This window comes from Sphingobacterium rhinopitheci (assembly GCF_022627575.1).
Classification (GTDB): Bacteria; Bacteroidota; Bacteroidia; order Sphingobacteriales; family Sphingobacteriaceae; genus Sphingobacterium; species Sphingobacterium rhinopitheci.
In genome coordinates, this window is record NZ_JADEYQ010000015.1 from 29,824 (window position 1) to 56,113 (window position 26,290).

General features: G+C 35.2%; 24 protein-coding genes. 13 read left to right on the forward strand and 11 right to left on the reverse strand.

Going from position 1 to position 26,290, the window contains the following annotated elements; all coding sequences use genetic code 11:
• Positions 1 to 92: 92 nt before the first annotated feature.
• Complete coding sequence (gene hemA, locus IP023_RS12495; protein ID WP_241790720.1) at positions 93 to 1,334, reverse strand: glutamyl-tRNA reductase; 1,242 nt, start codon at positions 1,332 to 1,334, stop codon at positions 93 to 95.
• A 314-nt stretch (positions 1,335 to 1,648) separates the two neighbouring features.
• Between hemA and IP023_RS12500 the strand changes: the two genes are divergently transcribed.
• From IP023_RS12500 to IP023_RS12525, 6 genes are all read left to right on the forward strand, one after another.
• Positions 1,649 to 2,071, forward strand: a complete 423-nt coding sequence (locus tag IP023_RS12500) for a hypothetical protein (protein ID WP_241790722.1) — start codon at positions 1,649 to 1,651, stop codon at positions 2,069 to 2,071.
• Positions 2,046 to 3,122, forward strand: coding sequence for an AI-2E family transporter (locus IP023_RS12505; protein ID WP_241790723.1), 1,077 nt, complete (start codon positions 2,046 to 2,048; stop codon positions 3,120 to 3,122). Before IP023_RS12500 ends, IP023_RS12505 begins: the two co-directional genes overlap by 26 nt.
• Positions 3,123 to 3,466: 344 nt before the next feature.
• Positions 3,467 to 3,838 (forward strand): 30S ribosome-binding factor RbfA, encoded by a 372-nt coding sequence (rbfA, locus tag IP023_RS12510; protein WP_241790725.1) that lies wholly within the window; start codon positions 3,467 to 3,469, stop codon positions 3,836 to 3,838.
• A gap of 21 nt (positions 3,839 to 3,859) precedes the next feature.
• Positions 3,860 to 4,537, forward strand: coding sequence for a leucyl/phenylalanyl-tRNA--protein transferase (gene aat, locus IP023_RS12515; RefSeq protein ID WP_241790730.1), 678 nt, complete (start codon positions 3,860 to 3,862; stop codon positions 4,535 to 4,537).
• Positions 4,506 to 5,603: an aminotransferase class V-fold PLP-dependent enzyme gene (locus tag IP023_RS12520; RefSeq protein WP_241790731.1), complete on the forward strand. Its 1,098-nt coding sequence runs from the start codon at positions 4,506 to 4,508 to the stop codon at positions 5,601 to 5,603. Before aat ends, IP023_RS12520 begins: the two co-directional genes overlap by 32 nt.
• On the forward strand, positions 5,584 to 6,231 hold the full coding sequence (locus tag IP023_RS12525; protein ID WP_241790732.1) for a hypothetical protein: 648 nt from the start codon (positions 5,584 to 5,586) through the stop codon (positions 6,229 to 6,231). The genes IP023_RS12520 and IP023_RS12525 overlap by 20 nt, the downstream gene beginning before the upstream one ends.
• 662 nt (positions 6,232 to 6,893) lie before the next feature.
• Here IP023_RS12525 and IP023_RS12530 read toward each other — a convergent pair.
• The 8 genes from IP023_RS12530 to rplM form a co-directional block, all read right to left on the reverse strand.
• A complete protein-coding gene (locus IP023_RS12530) occupies positions 6,894 to 8,363 on the reverse strand; it encodes a DASS family sodium-coupled anion symporter (protein ID WP_241790735.1) in 1,470 nt (489 codons plus the stop codon).
• 322 nt (positions 8,364 to 8,685) lie between these two features.
• Complete coding sequence (locus tag IP023_RS12535) at positions 8,686 to 9,663, reverse strand: linear amide C-N hydrolase (RefSeq protein WP_241790736.1); 978 nt, start codon at positions 9,661 to 9,663, stop codon at positions 8,686 to 8,688.
• A 443-nt stretch (positions 9,664 to 10,106) separates the two neighbouring features.
• A complete protein-coding gene (locus IP023_RS12540; protein ID WP_241790737.1) occupies positions 10,107 to 11,630 on the reverse strand; it encodes a M20/M25/M40 family metallo-hydrolase in 1,524 nt (507 codons plus the stop codon).
• A gap of 124 nt (positions 11,631 to 11,754) precedes the next feature.
• Positions 11,755 to 12,498: a class I SAM-dependent methyltransferase gene (locus tag IP023_RS12545; protein ID WP_241790738.1), complete on the reverse strand. Its 744-nt coding sequence runs from the start codon at positions 12,496 to 12,498 to the stop codon at positions 11,755 to 11,757.
• 125 nt (positions 12,499 to 12,623) lie between these two features.
• Complete coding sequence (gene tsf / locus IP023_RS12550) at positions 12,624 to 13,460, reverse strand: translation elongation factor Ts (RefSeq protein WP_241790739.1); 837 nt, start codon at positions 13,458 to 13,460, stop codon at positions 12,624 to 12,626.
• Between the two features lie 158 nt (positions 13,461 to 13,618).
• Positions 13,619 to 14,425 carry a 30S ribosomal protein S2 gene (rpsB, locus tag IP023_RS12555; protein ID WP_241790740.1) on the reverse strand — a complete coding sequence of 269 codons (807 nt, stop codon included), beginning with the start codon at positions 14,423 to 14,425 and terminating at the stop codon, positions 13,619 to 13,621.
• Between the two features lie 18 nt (positions 14,426 to 14,443).
• Positions 14,444 to 14,830, reverse strand: a complete 387-nt coding sequence (gene rpsI / locus IP023_RS12560) for a 30S ribosomal protein S9 (protein WP_241790741.1) — start codon at positions 14,828 to 14,830, stop codon at positions 14,444 to 14,446.
• 11 nt (positions 14,831 to 14,841) lie between these two features.
• Entirely contained in the window at positions 14,842 to 15,285 is a 444-nt protein-coding gene (gene rplM, locus IP023_RS12565) for a 50S ribosomal protein L13 (RefSeq protein WP_241790742.1), read from the reverse strand.
• A gap of 190 nt (positions 15,286 to 15,475) precedes the next feature.
• Here rplM and IP023_RS12570 point away from each other — a divergent pair, with 190 nt between their 5' ends.
• From IP023_RS12570 to IP023_RS12590, 5 genes are all read left to right on the forward strand, one after another.
• Positions 15,476 to 17,176, forward strand: a complete 1,701-nt coding sequence (locus tag IP023_RS12570; protein WP_241790743.1) for a tetratricopeptide repeat protein — start codon at positions 15,476 to 15,478, stop codon at positions 17,174 to 17,176.
• Positions 17,166 to 17,933, forward strand: coding sequence for a DUF4292 domain-containing protein (locus IP023_RS12575; RefSeq protein ID WP_241790744.1), 768 nt, complete (start codon positions 17,166 to 17,168; stop codon positions 17,931 to 17,933). Before IP023_RS12570 ends, IP023_RS12575 begins: the two co-directional genes overlap by 11 nt.
• Before the next feature lie 100 nt (positions 17,934 to 18,033).
• Entirely contained in the window at positions 18,034 to 19,299 is a 1,266-nt protein-coding gene (locus IP023_RS12580; protein WP_241790745.1) for a murein hydrolase activator EnvC family protein, read from the forward strand.
• 69 nt (positions 19,300 to 19,368) lie between these two features.
• The gene (locus IP023_RS12585) at positions 19,369 to 19,572 is read left to right on the forward strand and encodes a twin-arginine translocase TatA/TatE family subunit (RefSeq protein WP_241790746.1); all 204 of its coding nucleotides are present in this window, start codon (positions 19,369 to 19,371) and stop codon (positions 19,570 to 19,572) included.
• A 117-nt stretch (positions 19,573 to 19,689) separates the two neighbouring features.
• Entirely contained in the window at positions 19,690 to 21,108 is a 1,419-nt protein-coding gene (locus IP023_RS12590; protein ID WP_241790747.1) for a lytic transglycosylase domain-containing protein, read from the forward strand.
• A gap of 12 nt (positions 21,109 to 21,120) precedes the next feature.
• Here IP023_RS12590 and IP023_RS12595 read toward each other — a convergent pair whose 3' ends face one another.
• On the reverse strand, positions 21,121 to 21,636 hold the full coding sequence (locus tag IP023_RS12595; RefSeq protein WP_241790748.1) for a phosphoribosyltransferase family protein: 516 nt from the start codon (positions 21,634 to 21,636) through the stop codon (positions 21,121 to 21,123).
• A gap of 85 nt (positions 21,637 to 21,721) precedes the next feature.
• Entirely contained in the window at positions 21,722 to 22,288 is a 567-nt protein-coding gene (locus tag IP023_RS12600; protein ID WP_241790749.1) for a C40 family peptidase, read from the reverse strand.
• A gap of 535 nt (positions 22,289 to 22,823) precedes the next feature.
• Here IP023_RS12600 and thrA point away from each other — a divergent pair.
• Both thrA and IP023_RS12610 read left to right on the forward strand, forming a co-directional pair.
• Positions 22,824 to 25,274 (forward strand): bifunctional aspartate kinase/homoserine dehydrogenase I, encoded by a 2,451-nt coding sequence (gene thrA, locus IP023_RS12605; RefSeq protein WP_241790750.1) that lies wholly within the window; start codon positions 22,824 to 22,826, stop codon positions 25,272 to 25,274.
• Between the two features lie 14 nt (positions 25,275 to 25,288).
• A complete protein-coding gene (locus tag IP023_RS12610; protein ID WP_241790751.1) occupies positions 25,289 to 26,290 on the forward strand; it encodes a homoserine kinase in 1,002 nt (333 codons plus the stop codon).

Here is a 26,290-nt window from a genome sequence, read left to right on the forward strand (position 1 = left end):
AAAATTACATGCAAATTTAGCCAAATAGAAGCATATTCTGACCGTCAATATGTCAGAATAAAGTATCTTTTAGCCTAAGAATTGTCGAAGGGTTAGTTATTATCGAATTCTGTGTTTTTTACAAGAATATCTTTTGCCATAACCATAGGAACTTTAATGTATTTTTTTTCCATATAGTTGATTACTTTTTCTAATACTTCACGCGCTTGTGGATCAAGTTTGTTGATATCTTGAGCAAATACTTCTTGCATTGCCATATCACGAATCTCTTTAATCTTATTAGGAACTTGGCGCATTGCTACTTCAACACGTCTTTGTTTGATAATAGGTAAAAATTCTTTGATATTTTCGTCAATGATTTTTTCAGCATTTGATAATTCATTATAACGTTCTTGGATATTTTTTTCAGCAATAGCTTGTAAGCTACTTACTTCGATATAATGAATAGGGTTGTTTTCGAGAACCTCTGGAGCAATATCATTTGGAATCGCTAAATCAATAACTATTTTTTTGTCCGTTTCGCCATTTAATAGGCTTTGGTAAAGATTATTGTCTATGATAGATGTTGCAGCCCCTGTGCATGTAATTAATAAATCGAATCCTTTTTTGTAATTCTTTAACTCTGACAAAGGATATACCTCTGCATTTAAGTCATTCGCTAAAGTAGTCGCATTTTCTACCGTACGGTTGAAAATCACAAAACTCGCTTTACTATGTTTGGTGAAATACTTAGCTAAATTTCTATTTGTTTCTCCAGATCCCACGATAATCACACGAGGATTCTCTATTTGTTTGCTCTCTTTTAACTTGCGGTAAGCTAATGAAACTACAGAAATAGGATTACGGGATATATTTGTATAGGTGTATACTTCTTTGGCAGTTTTTACTAGACGATCCATCATTAGACGAAGGAAATCACCTGTAAAACCTGCGTTTTTACATTGCTCGTAGGCACGACGTACTTGTGCAAGAATTTCTTTCTCACCCACTACTAGGCTTTCCAGTGAACAAGACATACGGAATAGGTGCTTCAATGCCTCCAACCCCGAATATCGCGTTACTTGGCCTAGGTAGCATTGTAATCTATCTGATGGTACACAGAAGTTCATTTTGTCCATAAACTCAGCGATGAAATCATCCGTGAGTTCATGAGCACCATAAAAAACAAACTCCACACGGTTACATGTACCGATATAGAATATCTCCGGTATATCAAGACTGTTTTTAAGATTAATTAATCGGGAATCTAACTCCTCATTACAAATAACCAAATTGCCCAAATCCTTTAGGTCAACATGCTTATGTGTAAATGCTATAACTTTTAAATTCTTCAACGCTCTAATTTCTAGCTCAAATAACTTGATGCAAATGTAGAGTAAAACGTTGGCTATTCTGTCAAAAATCTGTCAAAGCGGCGTAATTTAGAATTGTTATAAATAATGTTAAATAAGTGTTAAATATCGGTTTCAACGTAATAAACATACTTTTTTACGTGTAAATATGATGACTGTCAGTAAAACATGACAAAATTGTGATGAGAATCAATATTTGAATTAATTAAGTAAAATAAGATTGTACTATCTTGAAAATCACTAATTATCTTTGATAAAATTATTTAATTAAAATGTTAAAATCAAGTAGTATGTATATGATTAGAAAAAAGATAGCTTTTATTGGAATTATTGTAGCTGCTGTATCTACAATTATGTGTCCTTTTCTAAAAGTAGTATTGGTTGGTAATTGGAACATGTATCAAACTGATGAAAATCTTTTTTTTATAACAAATGGTTTATTAGCTATTATGCTGTTGTTTATATTTATTCAAAAAACTAAACTATTTAATTTTTTTAGTAAATTATTTTTTGTTTGGTGCTTACTGGCAGTTTGCGCAGTTTATTTCAAAACAAATAATTATTTCGGCATGTCTTTAGCAGATGGTGTATTATCCAAAACAATCCATTTAAGGTGGGGGTGGATAGTATTATTCGGTGCAGCAGTAGTGTTATTAGTAAGTACCTCCAAAATAAAACCTAAAACAATTACCAATGAAGAGTCATCAAATAAACAATAATTCCATTAACCAGATTGTGTTAATCTTGGTTATTGCATTAATATCTATATTAATATTTACGAATTTAAGCTATTATCTAACCGGCTTTTTAGGGGCTGTGACCTTGTATATTTTATACCGTAATCTGTATAAAATATTAATTGAGAAAAAAGGTTGGAATAAGCCATTTGCAAGTATTTTATTTATCCTTATATCCATTGTATTTATTGTTTTGCCTTTATGGGCATTGATAAATTATTTAACACCACAAATTGTTAATATTGGAAGTAATACTGATGAAATTATTCGTCAATTCAATCAGGTGAAGGTTTATATGAGTAATAAACCCGTGCTAAAGAATATTGATATGTCTGATGAAGCACTTTTAGGTTTTCTTCAAGATTTTACTAAGTATTTACCGACGATTTTTAATTCTTTAGTAGAAGTTGGTGTTAATATATTGGTGGCGTTATTCGTTTTGTATTTTATGCTCGTTTATGGTGGTAGTATGGAAAAAACAATTAACAATGCGCTTCCATTTTCAAAAATGAGTAAAGATGAAATTTGGAATGAGGTATTCATGATGGTAAAATCTAATGCGTTAGGAATCCCAATTCTTGGATTATGTCAAGGAATTGTAGCCATGATAGGCTATTATTTTTTTGATGTTGAAAATTTTATTACTTGGGGTTTCCTTACTGGTATAGCTTCTTTAGTACCTGTACTGGGAACAATGATTATATATATTCCCCTTGGAATTGTTGTATTGGCGTCTGGTCAGACATACAATGGTATTGGTATATTGCTTTATGGCCTGTTTATAATTGGTAGTATAGATAATATTCTTCGTTTTACGATATTGAAAAGTTTAGGTAATGTGCCACCATTGATAACGGTTTTCGGGGTACTTCTGGGATTAAAGTTATTTGGAATGATGGGATTAATCTTTGGACCCTTGATTTTATCCTCTGTCGGTGTACTCTTAAAAGTATATAGTAATGAATATGGAAGGTCCAATGAAACCATAGAAATGGCCAATGCAAGTGATGAGGATACTATATTGGATCGTTAATAAGTGAGCACTTACTTTATTTTGAGATATATCTTTTATTGTATTGATTATCTGATTATGTTTGTAACACAAAGGGAGATGAAAAATCTATTGTGAGTTTCCACTTACAATATATAACCTCGAATAAACTAATGATAATGATAGACCACCAAGTCTTAAAACTGTAAGACATTTTTCTATCCAATTAATAAACTAATTTTGATAAAAAGACTTGACCATTCCATTATTGGCAAGTCTTTTTCCTTTTTAAGACATTCTCTTATCTAAGATGCCATTCAATTTTCTATCTTTGTACGGTATGATCGATTATAGTCGATTAGCACATTATATTAAATAGATTCAATATGGCGACGGAGAGTAAAAGACAACAACGATTCGCAGGCGTTATCCAACAAGATTTGGCCGAATTATTTCAGCGCGAGGGTACTGCTTGGGCACCAGGAGCTTTTGTGACAGTTACAAAAGTTCGTGTAACTCCAGATTTAGCGATAGCGCGTGTTTACCTTAGTTTTTTGAACACAAATACGGCAAAGGATGATTTAGCTAGTATTAAAAAGAAAACAAACGATATTCGATATAAATTAGGTGCAAGAATAAAACATCAAGCACGGATTGTTCCGCAATTAGAATTTTTCTTGGATGATACTAATGAATATGTAGAGCATATGGACAAGTTGTTTGAAGAGATTAGTAAAGAAACTAGACAGCCAGATTAATAAAATCTGGCTTTTTTGATTATGGTATTTGAATTAGACCCCGACGATTATTCTTTTCCCAAACCGGCGCTAGCCGAAGCGGATGGCCTATTGGCGATAGGAGGTGATCTGTCTACAGATAGGCTATTGACGGCGTATTATAACGGTATATTTCCTTGGTATTCTGAAGATACGCCGATACTATGGTATGCACCGCACGAGCGTTTTGTATTAGATCCTCAGGAGATAAAAATCAGTAAATCTATGTCCAAAGTTCTGCGTACTAATACCTTTCATGTTACCTATAATAAATCTTTTGATGCGGTGATAGACAATTGCTCTTCTGTAGCACGTGTAGATCAAGATGGTACCTGGATAGTGGATGACATGAAGCGTGCCTACAAGGAGTTGCATCGTTTGGGATTTGCACATAGCATAGAGGTGTGGCATGGAGAGGAGTTGGTAGGTGGTCTATATGGTATACTCGTTGGAAAAGTCTTTTGTGGAGAAAGTATGTTTGCTAAAGTTTCCAATGCCTCCAAGGTAGCATTGATTTATTTATGTCAGTCTTTCGATTTGGAGTTGATCGATTGTCAAATACATTCAGAACATTTGGAATCTATGGGTGCTAAAACCATTGAATCCTCTGAATTTTATGCTAAATTGGGACAACAATTATACGATCAACATGGACTTCAAAGATTATTTCGACATCCCTAATGGTATTACCTATCTCAATACGCCTGGGAATGGTTTGTTACCCATAACTAGCCATGTATGGCGCAGCGGATGGGAGAATGATTTTTTTGACCCTGAAGGTGATTTAAGGGATCAGCAATCTACTTTTATTAAAGCTGTTAAAGAAGATTTTGCATCTCTTTTTCATTGTGCTACTGATCGTTTGTATTTAGTACCTAGCTTTTCCTTTGGTTACAATACCTTACTCGAAGGATTAGACAAAAGATGTAAGTTTTTACTTTTGGCGGATGAATATCCATCACTCAATTATCCCGTTATCAGTAGGGGGTTTGCGCATCATATTCTTGCTATATCGCCACAGATAGAAGATGATATCTACCTGCATATCTTGAGTCATAAGCCTGATGTATTGGCATTAAGTATTGTAAACTATATCAATGGGCTACAAATAAATTTAGATTTTATAAAAAGGTTGAAAAGTGAATTTCCTAATCTTTTGATTATTGGAGATGCTACACAATATCTTGGTTCTGAACCCTTTTATTTTGATAATTCGGGATTTGATGCGCTAGGAGGTTCGGGTTACAAGTGGTTGATGTCTGGATTTGGCAATGGATATATGATGATCTCCGAAAAAATGTCTGAGTTATTATATAAAGATGCTAAAGGAAAAGATCGGCCACCAGAAGCTATGTGGTCGCACAAGACAATCTTGGATATATACTTTGAACCTGGCCATCAGGATACATTGAGTCATGGGACATTGCAGCAAGCTGTTTTATTTCTACAGAAAATAGGATTAAATAACGTAAAATCATATTTAGATGATCTTGTCAATTATGCTTATCGTATCTTTGGAGATAGAAATTGGTTATTGCCATTGATTGCAGATAGAAAGGAGCGTTCGGCATTGATCAATTTACAGATAGATCCAGCGTGGTATCCTTATTTGTTAGCAAATGGTATCAAATGCTTCCCACGAGGAACAGGTATTCGTATAGGTATTCATTTATATAATACCATAGAAGATATAAATAGATTAGTAGAGGTTATAGAGCGTAAAGAAAATGAATATAAAAATAGGTGATTTAGTACGATTTATAGATGAGCCTATCGAAGGACATATCACTTCGATACAAGCTAATGATATAATAGGCGTAACGGATGATACAGGATTTGAAATTCCGGTGTTGCGAACCAAAGTAACTTTAGTACATGGCAATATGCGTATGCCAGAGGATGATTTTGAGGAAAGTCCTGCACAGGCGAATATGCCTTTTGTGGATAAAGGGATTTATATAGGTATCGCTGGTGAGCAGAAGGATGGCTTGGCTAAATTTTATCTGATCAATGAAACTTCTTATGAGTTACTGGTTAGTATAGCTGAGGTATCAGGAACAAAGACAACGGGTCTTTTTGCTAATGCTATTCCTAAGCACGATTATGCACAAGTTTATACGGCTAATTTTTCTGCTGTGGGTAAGTGGCCTACTTTTCAGATTCAAATCATTAGACATACGCGTCAGGCACAAATACAGACTCAGCCTATCAGCAAAGAATTTCGAGTTAAGCCTTTGGAATTGATAAATTCTAAAGAGCGTGTAGACATGTTGAACGAAAAGGTTTGGTTATATGAAATTGATAAGATTGAAGAAGATATCGGTTTAGATAAATTAAAATCTCATTTTATCTCTCACCGTCCAAAGGGGAGATAATTTTAATACCTTAATAAAATAGTAAGCATTGATGTTCTTCAATGCTTTTTTTTATGCTATTTTATCTCTATAATCAATTTATGGCCGACTTTTAAAAGCCTTGAGTTGTAAATTCAATATTGGTATTTTAGTATACTATCTAGCGTATGGCATCTTTATGTTTTATAAAATGATGCTCCTATAGTGTCTCTTTGTATAAAGTGACGGTCGACTTCTGTGCTTTTGTGTCCTTTAAGGGATTGCCTATAGAGGTATACATTTACTACCTAAATCTTATTTAGGTAGGTTAAATATTTTGTTTTTGTTTTGACAAAACAGTAGAGTATCTTATAGTAACGAAATGTTGTTTCTACAGAAGCACAAATACATATTGTTAGCAGTAACTTTTAATCTGTGGATATTTTCAGCCCTATTAGTGATATAGCTAACGCTAACAGGATGAAAGCAATGTTGTTATCTATCAGTGTGACAAGAGATCATTGTAGGGGAAGTATTTGCAGGCTATTGCCATACGCTGTATTGCTACAGCTCATGGTGAGTATTTAGTACAACGTATTTAATATTATTTATTTCATCGGGCATTATTCATTAGTTTACTGCCGCGTGATTTGATTACAATAGATAATATGCATACTTAATTAGTAATTATACCGCATTAGAAATTACCAATATCCTAAGAATTTCCACCACAAACCGCCAATCAAACTCCAAATTATAAGGTTCACTATACTGACTATAAATCCTACTTTCCACCATTCGCCTAAAGTTGTATAACCAGAGCCAAATATAATCGGGGCTGTCCCCGTCCCATAATGTGTTATTGACATCATAATGGATGATGAAAAGGCTAATATCAATGCCCATAATACTGGTGGTGCTTGTAAAGCCATTCCTGCGATAAAAAAAGCACTAAACATAGCCGTAATATGTGCTGTAGTACTGGCGAAGAAATAGTGTGAATACACATATATCAATAAAAGGATCAGAATGGAAGCACTCCATGCTAAACCAAGATTATTGATTCCTGATCCTACAGTTTGAGCCAACCATGATACTAATCCCAATTTCCCCAAGAAGCTAGCCATCATGACCAAAGCTGAAAACCATGTGACTGTATCCCACGAACCTTTATTTCCTAATATATCATCCCATGTAAGTACTCCCGTTAATAGCAATATACTCAAACCAATAAATGCTGCCACTGTAGGAGGGACACTAAATTCACTACCAAAAATCATGGCAGGAATACCCGCCCAAAGTAATAGTAGTATAACAAATACAGCAATGGTAATTTTTTCTGGTAATGAAATAGAACCTAATTCTTTCAGCTTTCCTCTAGCAAACTGTGGCGCATCTGGTGTCTTTTTGATCGTTGGGGGGTAGATGAAATAAATAATCAATGGTATGATCATTAACGAAAATAAGGCCGGCAAAAAAGCCGCAACAGCCCACATTCCCCAAGTAAGTACAAATCTGGAGTCTTGGTATATAAAGTTGACAATGAGTGGATTAGGTGCTGTAGCTGTAATGAACATGGCAGAAGTAATCGGATTTATATTGTAGTTAACCAAAGCTAAATATCGGCCAACTTTTGTTCTAGAATCATCAGTGGGTTTGGAGTTGAAACTATCCGAAATAGAACGCATTATCGGGTGTATTATTCCCCCGCCACGTGCTGTATTACTAGGTGTCACTGGAGCTAAAATAACTTCAGCAACTCCTATAGCATAAGCAATACCTAATGTATTCTTGCCTACCAATGAAATAAAAAAATAACCAATACGAGCTCCTAAACCTGTTTTTATTAAGCTAATAGAAATCATAATTGAAGCCCCAATTAGCCAGATCAATTCATTGGAAAATCCACTCAAAGCATCTGCTAATGCCCCAGAAGCACTTTCTGGATTAGTGACTCTAGTAATAGCGACTGAAGCAATAGCAATAATAGATATTCCGCCGATTGGTAGCGCGTTACTGATTATAGCAGCTATCGTTCCAACAAATAGGGCTAAAAGATGCCATGCATTTGTATTTACGCCCTCAGGCACAGGTATAACAAACCAAATCAATAATGTGATGGCTAAGGAAATTAGTGCAGGAATTCGCTTAATTGGGGTTAATTTATACGACATAATGTAAGTGATCTTATATGTGTTTTAAGTGCCTTTTTTATTAACATGTAGTTTATGTAATTGTTTTACAGTTTGTTAGCTAAGTGGTGATTATTTAACAGAAAAAATAACTACTTACTGTATTTAACCTAGCAATTTCTAGGTAAAAAAAAGAAACCACATTATAAGTCAAGCTGCTAATAGAGATAGTACCAATAAAAAATGTTCTATATGATGGATTATTTATCGAAGGATTACCTATAAATAAGCATATTTTGTAGTAGTCCGTATCCTTTCTCAAATAGTAACCCTTATCCAAAAAGTCTCCCAAAAGCTGATTTCCTTATTTTATATTTAGAAATTCAAATGGCTCAGATTCTACAAATAGAGCAGATGTCTCACCGGCATATATTTCATCTTTCTCCAGCGCAAGCTTTCTTACCTTACCGTTAAAGTCTAAGTTTTTAAAATTTACCCATATCGCATTCGGGCTCAGCGCATCTTCGTAGTAATACGTTAAATTCTTTTGATCGGATACTGTTCGCCATCTTGTGGTCGACAAATTGGGATACCCTTCGATAGAAATACCATACGGTACAGAACACTGTCTTATCACGCTGAATGCACTAGCAATAGCTATCCGTTTGTCATCAGTTTGTGGAACTGCTGTTATGTAAAAAGAAGCTCTTACAAAGCGGTCTGGCGCACGATTTGTGCCTGGCAAGAATATTTTACCTGGTATATCTTTCCAGTATTCATTGATCGCTAATTGGCTTTCGTAGATTGGGTCATTAGTCATCACCGTATAGGAAGGGTGGTGGTGGATTGTTAATTTACCATTTATATATTCAAAAATTGCATTATCGCCCATTGCGTCCGATATAGAAAGGTGGACATCTACAAATCTATCCGTATTGGGGATATTATCTGAAACGATGGTAAATTTTTCCATTTTCAATTCATCTACAGCTTCAGCTACGGTAGCAAAATTATCTAAAACATATTGGGCCCAGTATGAAACTACTAAGTAGTTATCTTCAGTATCAGGATAAACATCAGGATATTGTGTACTTGTCAACCACAAGAGATTTGCTACTAATCCTTTTTCATTCATGCCGTCAGATACTGCCATATCATATGAACTGGTTGCTACGCTGCCATACTTCGAAGTCCATGATATTTCCCTTGTTTTATAAGAACTTGTTCTTTCCAGTCCTTTGGGGAATAACCAAAGGTTTGCAGGTATTTCCATGGTAAAATCCATGCTTCTAGCCGTTATAATAGTATTGTTAGGTCCCTTGTAAACTACTCTTGTACACATAATAATAAATTTAATTTTAGATTATAACTCATTATAATACAACAACACGGGAGAGTGTGTAAATGTTTTAATAGTATTGCTTATGAGATCTAATTGTAAATGTAGTACCAATCCTAATGGACTGTAAATTGCAAGCACAAATGGATACATAACTATTTTTTGTATGGAAATATCATAGTTTAGAAGTGTCATCACTTGCTCTTTTAGAGATTTACTTTTGTAGTAAGTATAGCTTTTGATTGGGTAAGATGCTGTTTAGTATTTTAGGAATGAATAGCGTGTAACAAGAGGTCTTGAAAGTAGGTATACTTTGGATGACTGCGATATATAACTATGGTCTACGCCATTATTATCGTCATGCACAGCATGAACTACGATGTAGTATGCTATAAAAAAGGCTTTTGTATTTCTACAAAAGCCTTTTTAATGGGGTATGAGTATTGTTACTTCATCAATAATTTGAAATAATGAATCATGCGCATATAATTGTCTATCGTTATAGATTCATTGTCATTATGGATAAGACGTTGATCATATTGATTGATTTCTATCGGCATAAAACGGAATACATTGTCCGATACAATTTCATATTTATAAGCATCTGTTCCTCCTATAGTCAGGTATGAAGAAATGATCGCATTTGGATATACCTCTGCTATTGTTTTTTGCACTTTCTGGAATGGCTCCCCATTGATATCTGATATCTTTGATGGTTCGCGTGAAGAGATTACTTTGTAATCGACATCATAGCCTTCACATACTTGTTTGACATGATTCATTACATCTTCAACGGTATTACCTTGCAGTATTCTGAAGTTTACCGTGATCTCTGTTGTTGCAGACAGCACATTGGGCGCATCGCTCGAGTGTGCCATAGTCAATGCTGTTGTGGTACGTATCAATGCATTGGAGGCAGCATCATTCTCTAAGCTCTTTATCAACAATCCTTTCAATAGCCATTGGTTGGAAATAGCCAATTGTGATTTGAAGTCCATGGACCCTCCTACATTTTTGAGGAAGTATTCAATAGGATCCGTTATCATAGCCGGCATTTGGTCTGTATTTAGTCGCTCTACGATCTCAGATGCAAGCACTAGAGAGCCTTTCTTTGGTGGCATAGAAGAGTGGCCACCTGTACCTTTTACAGTTATCTGCAACGTTAAGAATCCTTTTTCGGCAACTCCAACTAGTGCAATAGCTTTGTCTATACTTTTGATGACAGATCCTGGGCTTACTACGTATCCGCCTTCATCATATACAGCATCAAATTCGATATTTTTATTTTTGAAATATTCCGCTATTTTGAGTGCTCCTTGGCGGCCACTTACTTCCTCATCGTGACCGAAAGCGAAATATATATCTTGTTCGGGTTGGTAGCCTTCCTCTAGCAACTGATCAGCACCTTCTAAGATAGATATCAACATTCCTTTCATGTCCAATGTACCACGACCATATATTCTTCCATGATCTACAGCACCACTGAATGGGGGATAGGTCCAGGCGTCTTGATATTCTGTCAGTGGCGTAGCTTTTTCGCTGATATTGAACACCGGTGTATATGCTGGAGGGTTTGCAAAGTCATAATTGTTGATAGGGACAACATCATAATGCGATAAAAATAACAGTGGTTTTTTACTACTATTTTTACCTTTCCAGTGAAATACCAATCCATATTTGTTGACTGTTGCGGTATCTAATTTTTCAAAAATTAAAGGATATGATTGTTGCAAAAATGTGTGAAACTGCTCAAAGGGTTCGAAATTCGTTTCACCATATTCTACAGTACTCACTGTAGGGATTTGTATTGCTTCTGAGAGTCTTTTTACAGCTTTTTCATTTATCGGGAATTCAGCTGGATCTTTTGCTAAATTTTTGGTCGAAGCAAATGGATAGGTGAATGTTTTTATAATTAAGACAACTAGTAAAATAATCACAAGAATGATTATTCCTAATAATACTTTTTTCATATATTAACTTTTTGTGTGTACAGTTTTTGGATTACTATCTCGTATAATGATACATACTATACAATTGGACCTCCTTTATGTTTTGGTAATTCTTGTTTTTAGGTGTTTTTTTATATTATCAGCATTAATCCTCATGAATTGGTTTCTTTGGTGGGCCGACATAAAAATTTGTTTGTAGTTTGTTACTTCTTGGGTAATTAAGGAATTCATTATTATATTGCTTTGTAGACTTGGTGAATTTAAAAAATATACCTACCGCCATTTTTGGGAATATTTTTGCTAATAACATAGCTATTCTACGTGGAAAAGGATAGAAATTGCTTCCATAAAAGCTTTCTAATTGATAGCCTGATGGAAATCCTGTATTTAGGAATTTAATAATATCATTTTTTGTGTAGCCTCTTACATGTGCAGAATTATTTTTTATGCATGTTGGCTGTTTGCCTATTAGCAGTAATAATCTATTGTGAAAGGATGCTAAATTAGGTACGCCAATAATAAATGTACCTCCCGGTTTCAATACACGAGTGATTTCGTGACATATCCACCATATTTCCTTACAATGTTCAAGTATTTGATTGCATATTATAAGGTCTATACTATTGTCCTCAAAAGGAAGCACTCCTTTTTCGATATCTATACCATATACGGTAATACCATTATCTTTTAAGTTTTGCTGAAAACTAATAAATGCTTCGATCGCATATAATTGGGCCACAGGATGATGTTTTTGAACAATACTCAGATCTGTTCCATATCCAGCTCCAATATCTAATACTTTAATTGGAGTTGTAATATCTTGACAGAATTTATCAATTATAGCACGTCCATAATTTAGGTCCTTGCTATATTTTCTTTTCTGGTTCATAATGGTCATCATAATTACTAGGTTAATTCAATATAGTATTTAATTAAATATAATGAATCCTGTGTAAATAAAAAGCCCCACTTATTTAATAATAAGTGGGGCTTTGTTATAACTTTCTTTCGAAATTATGCACCTAATTGTACGCGTTTGAAAGCTTTTACAGTTAATCCTTTAGATACTGAATCTAAGAATTGAGCGATACTTTTAGAAGAATCTTTAACGAATTCTTGGTTCAATAAAGTAGTTTCTTTAAAGAATTTGTTCAATTTACCTTGAGCAATTTTCTCTGCCATTTCAGCAGGTTTACCTTCAGCAATGATTTGTTCTTTAGCGATAGCGATTTCACGCTCTACCGTATTTGCATCAACGCCGTCTTTATCGATAGCGATAGGGTTCATTGCAGCGATTTGCATAGCTACATCTTTACCCGCTTCGTCAGCACCTTCAACAGCAGCAGAAAGACCTACTAATACACCTAAACGGTAGTTACCGTGGATGTAAGCAACAACTTTCTCGCCAGTAACGATTTCGAATTTCGAAATATCGATTTTCTCACCGATAACACCAGTTTGCTCGATTAATAATTCTGAAATTACTTTACCGTCTAATGTTAATGCTTTTAATTCTTCTACTGTAGCAGGCGTGTTCGCTAAAGCTACCTCTGCGATTTTCTCCGCTAAAGCGATGAAATCAGAGTTTTTAGCTACGAAGTCAGTTTCACAGTTAACTTCTACTACGATACCAGTTTTGCCATCTGCTGTAGATTTAGCGATAACAACACCTTCGTTAGAGTCACGGTCTTGACGGCTAGCTGCTACTTTAGCACCTTTTTTACGTAGGTAATCAACAGCAGCTTCGAAGTCACCATTAGCTTCTACTAACGCTTTTTTACAATCCATCATACCTGCGCCTGTTTGTTGACGCAATTTGTTTACATCTGATGCAGAAATTTGTACTGACATGATATTTTCTTTTTAAATAAAATTACAATTGATGTATTTAACAGCTTGTAAATCACTGTTAAAAGTTGATTAACAAAAAAACCGGAAAGACAGGGCAGGTAAAGGAAGATTAAGCTTCCAGAAACCAACACTTGTCTATCCGGCTTTATATAGAATTATTATTCTACGTCTTTCGCTTTACGAGTGCGTTTTCCTGGAGTCGCTTCACCAGCTTCACCATTGTCAACTGCAGCTTTAGCAGCAGCAGCTTCTTTTTCCGCATCATCTTCTTTATCGCGTTTACGCTCTTCTAAACCTTCTACGATCGCTTGACCAATGATACCTGCGATTAAGCTAATAGATTTAGTAGCGTCATCATTTGCTGGAATTGGGAAATCGATGTTTGTAGGATCAGAGTTCGTATCTACCATTGCAAAAGTAGGGATGTTCAATTTGATAGCTTCTGCTACAGCGATGTGTTCTTTTTTCACATCGATGATGAATAAAGCTGCAGGCAAACGGTTTAAGTCAGCGATACCTCCTAAAAGGTTATCTAACTTAATACGCTCACGTTGAATCATCAACTTCTCTTTTTTAGACAATACATCAAATGTACCATCTTTTTGCATTTTGTCAATAGTAGTCATTTTTTTGATAGACTTACGAACTGTTGCGAAGTTAGTAAGCATACCACCTAACCAACGCTCTGTAACATAAGGCATGTTAACAGCCTTAGCTTGTTGCGCGATGATTTCTTTTGCTTGTTTTTTCGTTGCTACGAATAAAACTTTGCGACCTGATTTTACGATTTGTTTGATAGCTGAAGCAGCTTCTTCTAATTTCGTAAGTGTTTTGTTCAAGTCAATGATGTGGATACCGTTGCGTTCCATGAAAATGTACTTAGACATTTTCGGATCCCATTTACGTGTAAGGTGACCAAAGTGCACACCTGCATCCAATAAATCTTGATAAGTAGTTCTTGCCATTTTTTGATCCTCCTGTGATTAACGTTTACTGAATTGGAATCTTTTACGTGCTTTCTTGCGTCCTGGTTTTTTACGCTCAACCATACGGTCATCACGTGTTACTAAACCTTTCGCGCGTAAAGCAGGTTTTACTTCCGGGTTAAGTTCTACTAAAGCTTTAGCAATTGCTAAACGTACAGCTTCAGCTTGACCTTTAACACCACCACCTTGAACGTTAACTTTCACATCAAAATTTGCTAATGACTCGGCTACGCTTAATGATTGCGTAACGATGTATTGCAAAGGCAATGTTGGGAAATACTCTTTGTAGTCTTTACCATTTACGGTAATGATTCCGCTACCAGCTCCTAAGTAGATACGAGCAACAGCAGTTTTTCTTCTTCCTGAAGTGTTAGTTGTTGACATAATTGTTCTCCTTAAAATTTAACTGGTTTTGGATTTTGTGCCTCTTGTTTGTGCTCTGTTCCAGCATAAACGTAAAGGTTTTTAAATAACTGACGTCCTAAACGATTTTTCGGAAGCATACCACGTACAGCTTTCTCAATAATGCGCTCTGGATGTTTAGCCAATAATTCTTTTGGAGAAACAAAACGTTGACCACCTGGGTAGCCAGTGTAGCGAACATAAACTTTGTCGCCTAATTTGTTTCCTGTCAACTTAATTTTGTCTGCATTGATAACAATAACGTTATCTCCACAGTCTACGTGTGGGGTAAATGTTGGCTTGTGCTTTCCACGAATTACTTTTGCAATTTCGCTGGCCAAACGTCCCAAGATCTCGCCTTCAGCGTCAACAACGATCCACTCTTTGTTAACAGTGTTTTTGTTGGCAGAGACAGTTTTGTAACTTAACGTATTCACTTGCTTTTATTTAATTAATTAATAAATATTCTAACCGAGTGTAATCTCTACAATCGGAATGCAAAGGTATTAATTTTATTTGGTATTTTACAAGTAGTTAGCTGTTTTTATTTTTAACATTTTTTAAGATGGATAAGGCTAACTTTTGGTGACAATATCCTACCTTAGTGAGGTGTTAAAAAGTACGAATATGATGAATAATATTATTAAGAGTATATTAGTATTGCTTTTTGTATTAGTTTTTGCAGGAAAAAACTATGCTCAAAGTAATAATTCGCTATATAGAAGTGAGCTCGCAGAGGTAGAGGTTAAGCTTCGTGAAGGTAATTTTCCTGCGGCTATAAATATACTAGATCAAATCTTAGTTAAATACCCTACTGCGGCGGAGGTTTTTTATGCCAAAGGGTTATTGCTAGGGCAGGTTGGTAATTTGGATGGTGCCATCACTAATGTAGAAGAAGCTTATAAGATAGAGCCATTGGTATTATATACTAACTATCTAGTAGAGCTTTATAAGTCTAAAAAGGATTGGAAAAAAGCTGTGGAAGTATTGACGGCAGCACGTGCGAAATATCCCAATGATACTGCATTGGCTAGGGAATTGTTGTCGATATTGGGCTTTACAGATCAATTAGATCAAGCTTTAGTCGTATATAACCAAGAGAAAGATAAAGGGAATCATACAGATACCCTAGATGTAGCATTAGCCGATGTTTTCTTTTATGGTAATAAGAATAAAGAAGGTATAGCACTATTGCTGCCATGGTCAGGCAAATCTACATTGAGCAGTGTTTACGGTAGATTGGGGTATGGTTACCTCAATGAAAAGAAAGCTAAGAATGCTATTGCCACATTGGAATTAGGTGTCGCAAAATCCAATGATGCTAGTTTATATTTAGATTTAGCGGATGCCTATAAAATGGAAGGTAAATCAAAATTTACCTTTGATGCCTTGGAAAAAGCTTTTAAATCTACAGACGTACAGTACGTACACAAGTACCGTGTGATGTTGGACTTATTAGGTGTAGAGAATAAATCGCTCACTATGGATCAAGTGCAGTCATTAGCAAATACATTGGTGTTAGTTCACCCCCGAATTGCGGAAAGTCACATGATTAAAGGGGAGATTTTATGGAAGCGTGGTAACACCGCTGAAGCGAAATCTATGTTTTTAACCGCAGTAGGCATAGCACCAAATCAAATTGATGCTTGGCGGATGTTGATCAATGTAGATTTGGTCATGAAGCAAGTTGATGAAGCAATACAACATAGTAAGGAAGGTTTGAATGCAAATCCCGGTAATCCGGCTTTATTGTACTTTTCAGGGTTAGCTTATTTAGCTAAAGAAGATAATGCCTCAGCGCGACAATTATTGGAAGCAGCATTGAATAATAGTACAAATGAGAATAAATATTTGAGATCTATTATATATGGTTCTTTAGGGGATTTGTATCATAAGCTGAATATGGATGCTGCTTCGGATGTAGCATATGAGGAAGCCATAAAGCTGGATAGTACAAATGCTGTCGCTATGAATAATCTGGCTTATTACTTATCCCTACGTAAGTTGGATTTAGAAAAAGCAGCTGATTATTCTATGCGATCTATAGCATTAGAACCTAAAAGCTCCACTTACCAGGATACCTATGCTTGGGTTATGTTTCAACAAGGTAATTATACTGAAGCATTAAAATGGATAGAGAAGGCACTGAAGAATTCACCCGTTACTTCGGTTACCTTGATAGAGCATTATGGTGACATCTTATCCCAATTGGGGAAAACTAAGGAAGCTTTAAAACAATGGCAAAAGGCACTTACATTAGCGGATATCAGCGAGAAAGATAAATTAAAAATTCAAGAAAAAATTAAAGAGAAAAAATATGTGGAGTAGAGGAATAATCATCATGAGTTTGGCAATTTTTCTTTTTTCAAGTTGCGCATCAAAAAAGAAAGTTGTGGGCGATAAGACAGGGACAAATCCGGTCATGCTAAATGATGGATATACGATTAATAATTTGGACTTTCATACCTTTAATGGTAGAGCGAAAACAAAAGTAGAGTTTGGTGACGAAAAGCAAGATGTTACCTTGCATATTCGTATAGATAGAGATAAAGCTATTTGGATTTCCGTAACGGCTACTGTTGTAAATTATGAAGCAGCGCGGATATTGATTACGCCGGATACGGTGAAAATTTTAAATAAACTGCAAAGTGAGTATATTGTTAAGCCATTTAGTTACATATATAAGTATGCAGGGGAAGGTATTAATTTTGCTATGCTACAGGATTTGATTTTAGCAAATGTAAATACCAAATTGTTGCGTACAGAGAATCTTACGGTTGCTAGTGCAGCCGACGAGGTGCAATTAGTAGGGGTGATAAACGGTCTTTCTTTTCAATATAGCTTGAATGAAAATAATCGCCCAAAGGTATTTCGGTTAAATGCTATTGGTGCAAATGAGAATATTGAAGCATTTTACAGTAGTTTTGCTGCAGTAACAGGATATAATTTTCCACAAAACCAGAATTTAAAGGTCAATGCTGGGGCATTATCTATAAATGCTATACTCAACTACAACAAGCTAGAGTTTAATGAACCTATTGAAATGCCTTTTACAGCACCTGCAAAATATAAGGTGGTAAATTGATAATAAATGTTGGTAAAATCACTCATTTTATTAGGCATATAGTTTTGTTATCGTTATTTTTGGACATTTTAAGATAAGCTAAATAAGAAATAGCATTTTGATGAATTTGAATAAAATACTTTTTAGTATCATTATATTATGCGCCGCGACGCAAATTTCTTTTGGACAAAGTAGTGTTGCTCTAAAAAAGCAACGTGAAAAGATTGAAATAGAAATCGCTTCTTTGAACAAAGAGCTTGCCGCAAAGACGCGCGAAAAATTGCTTTCTCAAAAGGAAGTAAATGCACTCAGCCGTCAGTTAGCGTTGCGTGAGGAAAAAATCACGATTATCAGTCGAGAACTTAATAATCTGAGCACACAGATTAACAGCAACACCAAGACCGTTCAGTCGTTGAAAGAAGAATTACAAAAGATGCGTGATGATTATGAGAAAATGATCATGTTTGCTTTTCGTAATAAGAATGGCTATAATAAAATGATGTTTATTTTTGCTTCAAAGGATTTTAATCAAGCCTTTAAGCGGGTTAAGTATTTGCAACAATTTACGGATGCTCGGAAAATAAAGGTAGCAGAAATTGAAGTTGTTAAAAAAGAAATAGAGCTAAAAATAGCACAGCTAGAAGCTGATAGAAAGACACAAAAAGATCTTTTAGCAGATCAACAACAGGAACGTAATATTATAGCGAAGGATCGTGCCGAGCATCAGGGCCAACTGAGCCAAATAGTCAAAGAAGAACGGTCCGTAAAAGGTCAGCTTTCCAAAAAGCAACAAGAAAAGAAACGTGTCGATTCTCAGATTAGGGCTGCTATTGCGCGCGAAATCGCTGAAGAGCGTCGCAAAGCAGAGGAAGAACGCAAACGAAAAGCGGAGCTTGAAGCCAAACGTACCGGCAAAACTGTAGCGGAGGTAGAAAAAACAATTCCCAAGAAAACGGATAGTGAGATTTTACGCTCTACTCCAGAAGCCGCTCGCTTGTCAGCAGATTTTCAATCTAATAGAGGTAGGCTTCCATGGCCTGTAGGTCAAGGGAATATTGTACGAGGATATGGTCGTAGATCTGTCGAAGGTGTTACAATTGATGAACCAGATGTTGCTATTCGAACAGCCGACAACGCTGCTGTTAAAACGGTATTTGAGGGCGATGTGGTACAAGCATTGGGTGGTATTGTTGTCATCAAGCACGGTGAGTATTTTAGTTTTTATTCTAATTTAGGAAGTGTTTCTGTGCGTAAAGGTCAAAAAGTTACTAGAGGACAACAAATTGGTACAGCAGGAAGAGATGAAGATTTAGGTTATTCCGTTGTTAACTTTGGTTTGCAGCAGGGACAGCGTGAATTTGACCCATCGTCTTGGTTAGCAAGATAGTTGTTACAAAAAATTAATTATTTATTGATTATATTTGCTTAGTTTAGAAAAGATATAAAGAAAATAAAAATGTATACATCAAACTTATTATTTATAGGAACTCAAGAGATTATTATAATCGTTGTGTTGGTTCTTTTATTATTTGGGGGTAAAAAAATTCCTGAATTAATGCGTGGTTTAGGTCGTGGAGTAAAAGAATTTAAAGATGGTCAGCGTGAAGATAGTTCTGAAGCTCCTACTACTACTACTGACACAGAAAAAAAGAACAACTAATACATGTTGTTAATTTATTAAATAAAGATTTTACTAAGGCTTTCTTAGCTTTAGTAAAATCTTTTTTGTTTCATACTAAAAATATAATTCAATTTATTTTTAGCTAACTAATTTGTTATGAGATTAGTGCTCTGTTTATTCTCACTTTTTTTTATCGCTCATACTAATGTTCTTGCTCAAGAGGATATGAATGAGTCTTATAATGAAGATTTTCATAATGCTATTCTTGAGTTCATAGAAGCGAAAAATGAACAGTTAATAATGGAATTGGATTCAATTAAAGGGAATTCTGATTCGCCAATCACGCCTGAAGATATAGATATATTAAGGCGAAGTAAATTATTATCAAAAACGATCCCTTTAGAATATAATGAGCAGGTAAAATATTATATTGATAAATATACATCTGCAAATTACAGGCCTTATATGAATAAGTTATTAGGGTTAAGTAAGCATTACTTCCCTATATACGAATCTATTCTTTCAGAAGTTGGAGTCCCAGAAGAGATTAAGTATTTATCCTTAGTAGAGTCTTCTTTGGATCCACATCTTGTTTCTCGATCTGGTGCTGTAGGACCGTGGCAGTTTATGCATATTACGGCCAAAGAATACAATTTAGAGATGAATAGTTATTTGGACGAAAGAAAAGATCCTTATTCATCTAGTTATGCGGTATCGCAATATTTGCAGAGCGCATATAATCAATTTGGGGATTGGCTATTGGCTATAGCCTCGTATAACTGTGGCCGCGGTTGTGTGCAAAGAGCGATTAAAAAATCGGGCTATACGCAGCCTACATTTTGGGAATTATCTCCTTTCCTACCCGCAGAGACAAGAAATTATATACCAAAATATATAGCGATGAGCTATGTGTTGAGTGATCCTGGGTATTATGATATTTTTGGTGATAACTCAGATTTGAAATTTGATCATAAAGTATTATTTGTGTCCAATACTATAGATCTTAATAATGTTGCTTCCGCTTTAGGTATATCGCACGACGACCTCAAGAAGTATAACCCTGCTTATAAGCGCAATTTGGTCAATGGTAGTGTTCAGAAGCCTAAGCGACTATTATTGCCGATTACACAGAATACCAATGATAGTTTATTGTATTTAGCATTGAATGATAGTAAATCCCTATTGTATAATGATACGGAAAAAACGGATGAAGGAAGTATAAAAAAATATAAGGTAAAAAGAGGGGAGACATTAGTTTCCATAAGTCGCAAATTTGGGGTTTCTATTCAAAACCTTAAAGCTTGGAATGGCCTGGGGTCCAGTAATTATATTACGGGTAAAACGTTGATTATCGAAAAGCCTATCAACAATCAGTTAGCTAAGAATACAAAGGTGGCAACTTCCGTAAAGAATTCCTCTTCAAGAATGACTGTGTATACCGTCAAAAAAGGAGATTCTCTTGATGCAATTGCTAATTTACACAAGGGTTTAACAGTTCAAAAGTTGAAAGCTGATAATGGTTTACGTACTAATTTGATCAAACCGGGTATGAAACTTAAAATCAATAAAGGTTAATAAAAATGCAGCTTAGGAAAGCCAAGCTGCATCTTCTTCTTTATCAAATTCTTCTAAACAAACTGTTACGTGTTCTTTTAAAATCGTAGAAAGTTTTAAGCCATAAAAATCACTGAATATAGGGAATATATGATGACTTCTATCTATTAAGACCGCTGTTCTCATTTTCTTAAGTGGAATATTAATAAACACACCTAAGGCATAAGCCAATGTACGTCCACTATTTAATACATCATCAACAACAATTACCGTTTTATTATTAGCGACATCTGTAGGTTTGTCCGTTATGGCATCTAATGAGCGTTTGTTTTTCTGTATACTAACTTTTATAAGTTCAATTTCTTTGTCAGGAGCAATTTCATGTAGGATCACTTGTAGACGTTGCGCAAAAACGTATCCTCGATCTGCAATCCCTACTAATACAATATTTTTCTCATCAAAATTATCTTCTAATATTTGGTAGGCAATACGTCTTGATTTTTGTACTATTTGCGTCTTGTTTAATATTAAAGTTTTCTTAGTTGACATAATCTCTTTTTAACTGTACTAAATTAAATAAAAAGTCCGAATGAATATCAATTCATTCGGACTTTTATTAATATAGGAATTAATATTATTGTTCGTTATCGAATTCTGAAAGATCAGCAGTCATCATACGAGAATCTTCCGTTTTTGGACGTCCTCCATTATAGTAGTAGCGTTTCCAATACGAATCATTTAAATTACTTACCATTACTCCTTTACTAGAGGATGCATGTGCAAATTTGTCATCACCGATATATACGCCTACATGCGTGATACTTTTACTTCTGATTTTAAAAAATACTAAATCGCCAGGTTGTAGGTTGTTTTTTTCTATAGGGGTAACGTTAGCAAATTGATTTCTACTGTTGTAGCCAATAGTAGTGTTAAAAACATTTTCATATAAAGCTAGAGAAAATTTAGAACAATCAATTCCTTTTTTTGAATCTCCACCTAATCTGTATGGGGTACCTACCCAATCATAAACAAATTGATAAAGCTTCGTACTTGTTGTCGCATTTACAGCTACACCCATTATTTGAGAAAAATATTCCTTTGCAAGATTATCTTGCTCTTTAACTTTATTGTTTGTTTGTGCATGCGACACTAGACAAAAGCCTATAAATAACATTCCTGCTATTAGTTTTTTTGTGTTCATTAAATCGCTTTTTTTTAATTTACAACTTTGTTTTGATTTACTGAAAGTCATATATCCTTCCGTTTAGATCATAACGAAGATAGGGCTTCTTATATAGTAATCCAAGCAATTTTACCCTAATTTAACATTTTATTAACACTTTGCTATCTATAATAGTCTTTTAATAAGGTTTTTAAGTGATATTTAGTTCGCTGATTTTATGTTTTTTAACATTTTTTGTGTTTTAAGAGCTATTTCGTACAGTTTTTCAAATGTAACGGCATAAGTTGATATTTCGATTTATATAAAAATATATTAAATAAAATATTGTATTTATAAATTATATTTTATCTTTATGAAATATTTACAGAAAACAATGCAACAAGGCACGATTATTACAACGATTATTATTACCACTGGGATTACATACCTCGGAGGAAGTACTTCTATTGTTGAATAATTAGTGTTCAAAAGATATGTGAAGCCTTCCTCTTAAAAAGAGGAAGGCTTTTTTTGTTAGTCACTTATTTTAAACAACTATAAACAATAAACCAGTATGAAAGTATTAAAGTTTGGGGGAACTTCAGTCGGTTCTAAAGAGAGTATAAGGGCTGTTCTTGATATCGTAAAAAAATCTCATGATAATGGAGAAAAGCCTTTGGTCGTATTATCGGCAATGGCTGGCGTAACCAATCTTTTATCTAAGATGGCAGACAATGCTGCCGAACGCTTATCATTTGATGCCGATATACAATATTTAGAAGAGAAACATTTTGCTGTTGTAAAGGAGTTAATCGCAGTAAAATATCAAAATCCGGTACTTACCAAATTAAAGTTGATGCTTAATGATCTTGAAGAAATCCTTCATGGTGTATTTGCATTAAAAGAACTTAGTCCACAATCTAAAGATTTAATTGTTTCTTTTGGCGAGCGTTTTTCCAATTATTTGGTATCTAAAATTATGGAACAATATATCCAAGATGCTTTATATATCGATGCTTCGCATTATGTAAAGACGGATTCTAATTTTGGAAATGCACATTTGAATGAAGAATTAACTACACAATTAATACAATCTTTGGCGATAACACATGCAGATAAGTTATTATTTGTAACAGGTTTCATCGGCTCTAACGACAAAGGTCGTATAACTACATTAGGACGCGGCGGCTCTGATTATACAGCGGCTATTTTTGGATCTGTATTAAATGCGGAGGTCATTGAGATATGGACGGATGTGAATGGTATGCTTACAGCTGATCCTCGTATTGTGAAAAAAGCATTTTCTCTACCTGTTCTATCGTATACGGAAGCGATGGAGTTATCTTATTTCGGCGCTAAGGTGATCTATCCACCGACGATGATTCCTGCCTTTATGAAGCGTATTCCTATCGCTATACGTAATACTTTTGACCCCGAATTTGCAGGTACATTTATTCAGTTTGCATCAGATTGTACGCAATATCCTATCAAAGGTATTTCTTCCATATCGGATATCTCTATTATCAATCTTTCGGGATCGGGGATGATTGGAAAATCGGGCTTCTCTGGGCGATTATTTACGTTGTTGGCGCGCGAGCAAATCAATGTGGTATTGATTACGCAATCGTCATCTGAGCACAGTATTACTTTTGCAGTAAATCCTTCTGATGCTGAAAAAGCATTGAAGCTCATCGGTCAAGAATTTGAATTGGAATTGGAAGCAGCTAAGTTGGTGATTCCCGAGGTAGAAGAAAATCTATCTGTACTGGCAATCGTGGGTGAAAATATGAAACGTACGCCAGGTATGTCCGGTAAATTATTTGCTGCTTTAGGACGTAATGGTATCAATGTACGTGCTATAGCACAAGGATCTTCTGAGTTTAATATTTCGGTTATTATTTCCAAAGATGATCTAGCCAAAGCATTAAATGCTGTACATGATGCTTTTTTTGCGGAGCTAAAGAAAACATTACATGTTTTTAATTTGGGTACCGGAAATATTGGAGCGACATTATTCCGACAGTTAGCCGAACAGCATGACTTTTTGTTGGAAAATAATGATATTGAAATAAAAGTAGTAGGTGTTTCAAATTCACGAAAAATGGTGTTCAATTTAGAGGGCATTAATTTGGATACTTGGAGCGATGAGTTAGACGAAAAGGGGGAGTTAGCGGATTTGTCAGGTTTCGTAGAAAAGATGAAAGCTTTTAATTTGCCAAATTGTGTGTTTATAGATAATACAGCCAGTAAAGTGCCGGCCACATATTATGAAGATATTTTTAAAGCTAATATATCTATTGTTACGTGTAATAAAATAGCTAATTCTGGAGAGTATGCACAATATCGTTTGTTACATGATACGGCACGTAAGCATGGCGTAGATTTCTTCTATGAAACTAACGTAGGTGCAGGTTTACCTATCGTTAGTGTTTTAAAGGATTTGATGCTCAGTGGAGATCGTATTTTGAAAATTGAAGCTATTCTTTCAGGTACTATATCTTATATCTTTAATAATTTTATAGGCGATGCTTCTTTCTATGATGTGGTGAAGAAAGCCCAAGAATTAGGATATACAGAACCTGATCCTCGCGATGATTTAGGAGGTGTTGATTTTATGCGTAAGATGTTGATTTTGGCTCGTGATGCTGGCCATAAGATGGAGTCTTCAGATGTAAATTTGGGTGCTATTTTACCAGAATCATGCTTGAAGGCTAATTCGGTAGATGAATTTTATACTGAATTATTAAAGGCTGATAAATATTTTAATAGCTTGAAAGAAAAGGCAGCAGCAGCGCATAAAGTTATTCGTTATATCGGCAAATTAGAAAATGGAAAAGTGGATATTTCTTTACAGTTTGTAGATGAAAATCATCCTTTCTATGCCTTATCAGGCAGTGACAATATTATATCTTTTACGACAGAACGTTACAAAGAAAGACCGTTAGTGGTAAAGGGGCCAGGTGCTGGTGCTGAAGTAACTGCAGGTGGTGTATTTGCGGACTTAGTAAATGTTGGGTCAAAATAATTATTAGAGAAAAAATGTCAAATAATAAAGTGTCAACATCTATTGAAGGAAAAGCAGACCTATCACATGCAGTAGATAAAATTCGTGTATTTGCACCTGCTACGGTAGCAAATATGATATGTGGATTTGATATATTAGGATTCGCTGTAGATCACCCTGGTGATGAGGTGAAGATGTATAAAGTACCAACTCCTGGTGTTCGTATTCGTTCTATTGAAGGCGATGATGGACGACTTCCTTTGGATGCTGACAAGAATACTGTCAGTGCCTGTGTCAAGATGCTGCTTCGTGATTTGGGAATATTAGACCACATCGGTATTGAGATTGAATTGATTAAACATATGCCTATCGGTTCGGGTTTAGGATCTAGTTCCGCAAGTACTGTTGCTGGCTTATTCGCTATAAATGCGCTGTTAGGATTTCCATTGACCAAGGATGAGTTGATGCCTTATTGTGTAGAAGGCGAACGTTTGGCTTGTGGCCACGGTCACGCAGACAATGTTGCGCCTGCATTGATGGGGGGTGTTACCTTGATACGTGGACAGGAGGATTTGGATGTCATCAAATTGCCTGTTCCGCCAAAATTATATGCTGGTATTGTATTCCCTCAAGTTGATGTGCCGACACGCGAAGCCAGACAACTAATCAAAGACAAAGTATTGTTGAAAGATGCGGTCGTACAATGGGGAAATATTGCTGGATTAATAGCTGGTTTATTTCAACATGATTATGAACTTATTGGTCGTAGTATGCATGATGTATTAATTGAACCTACTCGAGCAATATTGATTCCTGAGTTTTATGAGATGAAGCGTATAGCTTTAGAAAATGGAGCATTGAGTTTCGGTATTTCTGGGTCAGGGCCATCTGTTGTGGCTATTACTAAAGGAGAAGAAATTGCTCGAATCGTGACCGAAAAGATTAAAGCGCATTTGTCAGCACGAGATATTGAGAGCTATCAATATGTATCTAATGTGAACGTAGAAGGTCCAAAAGTATTACCATTTAATGATTAA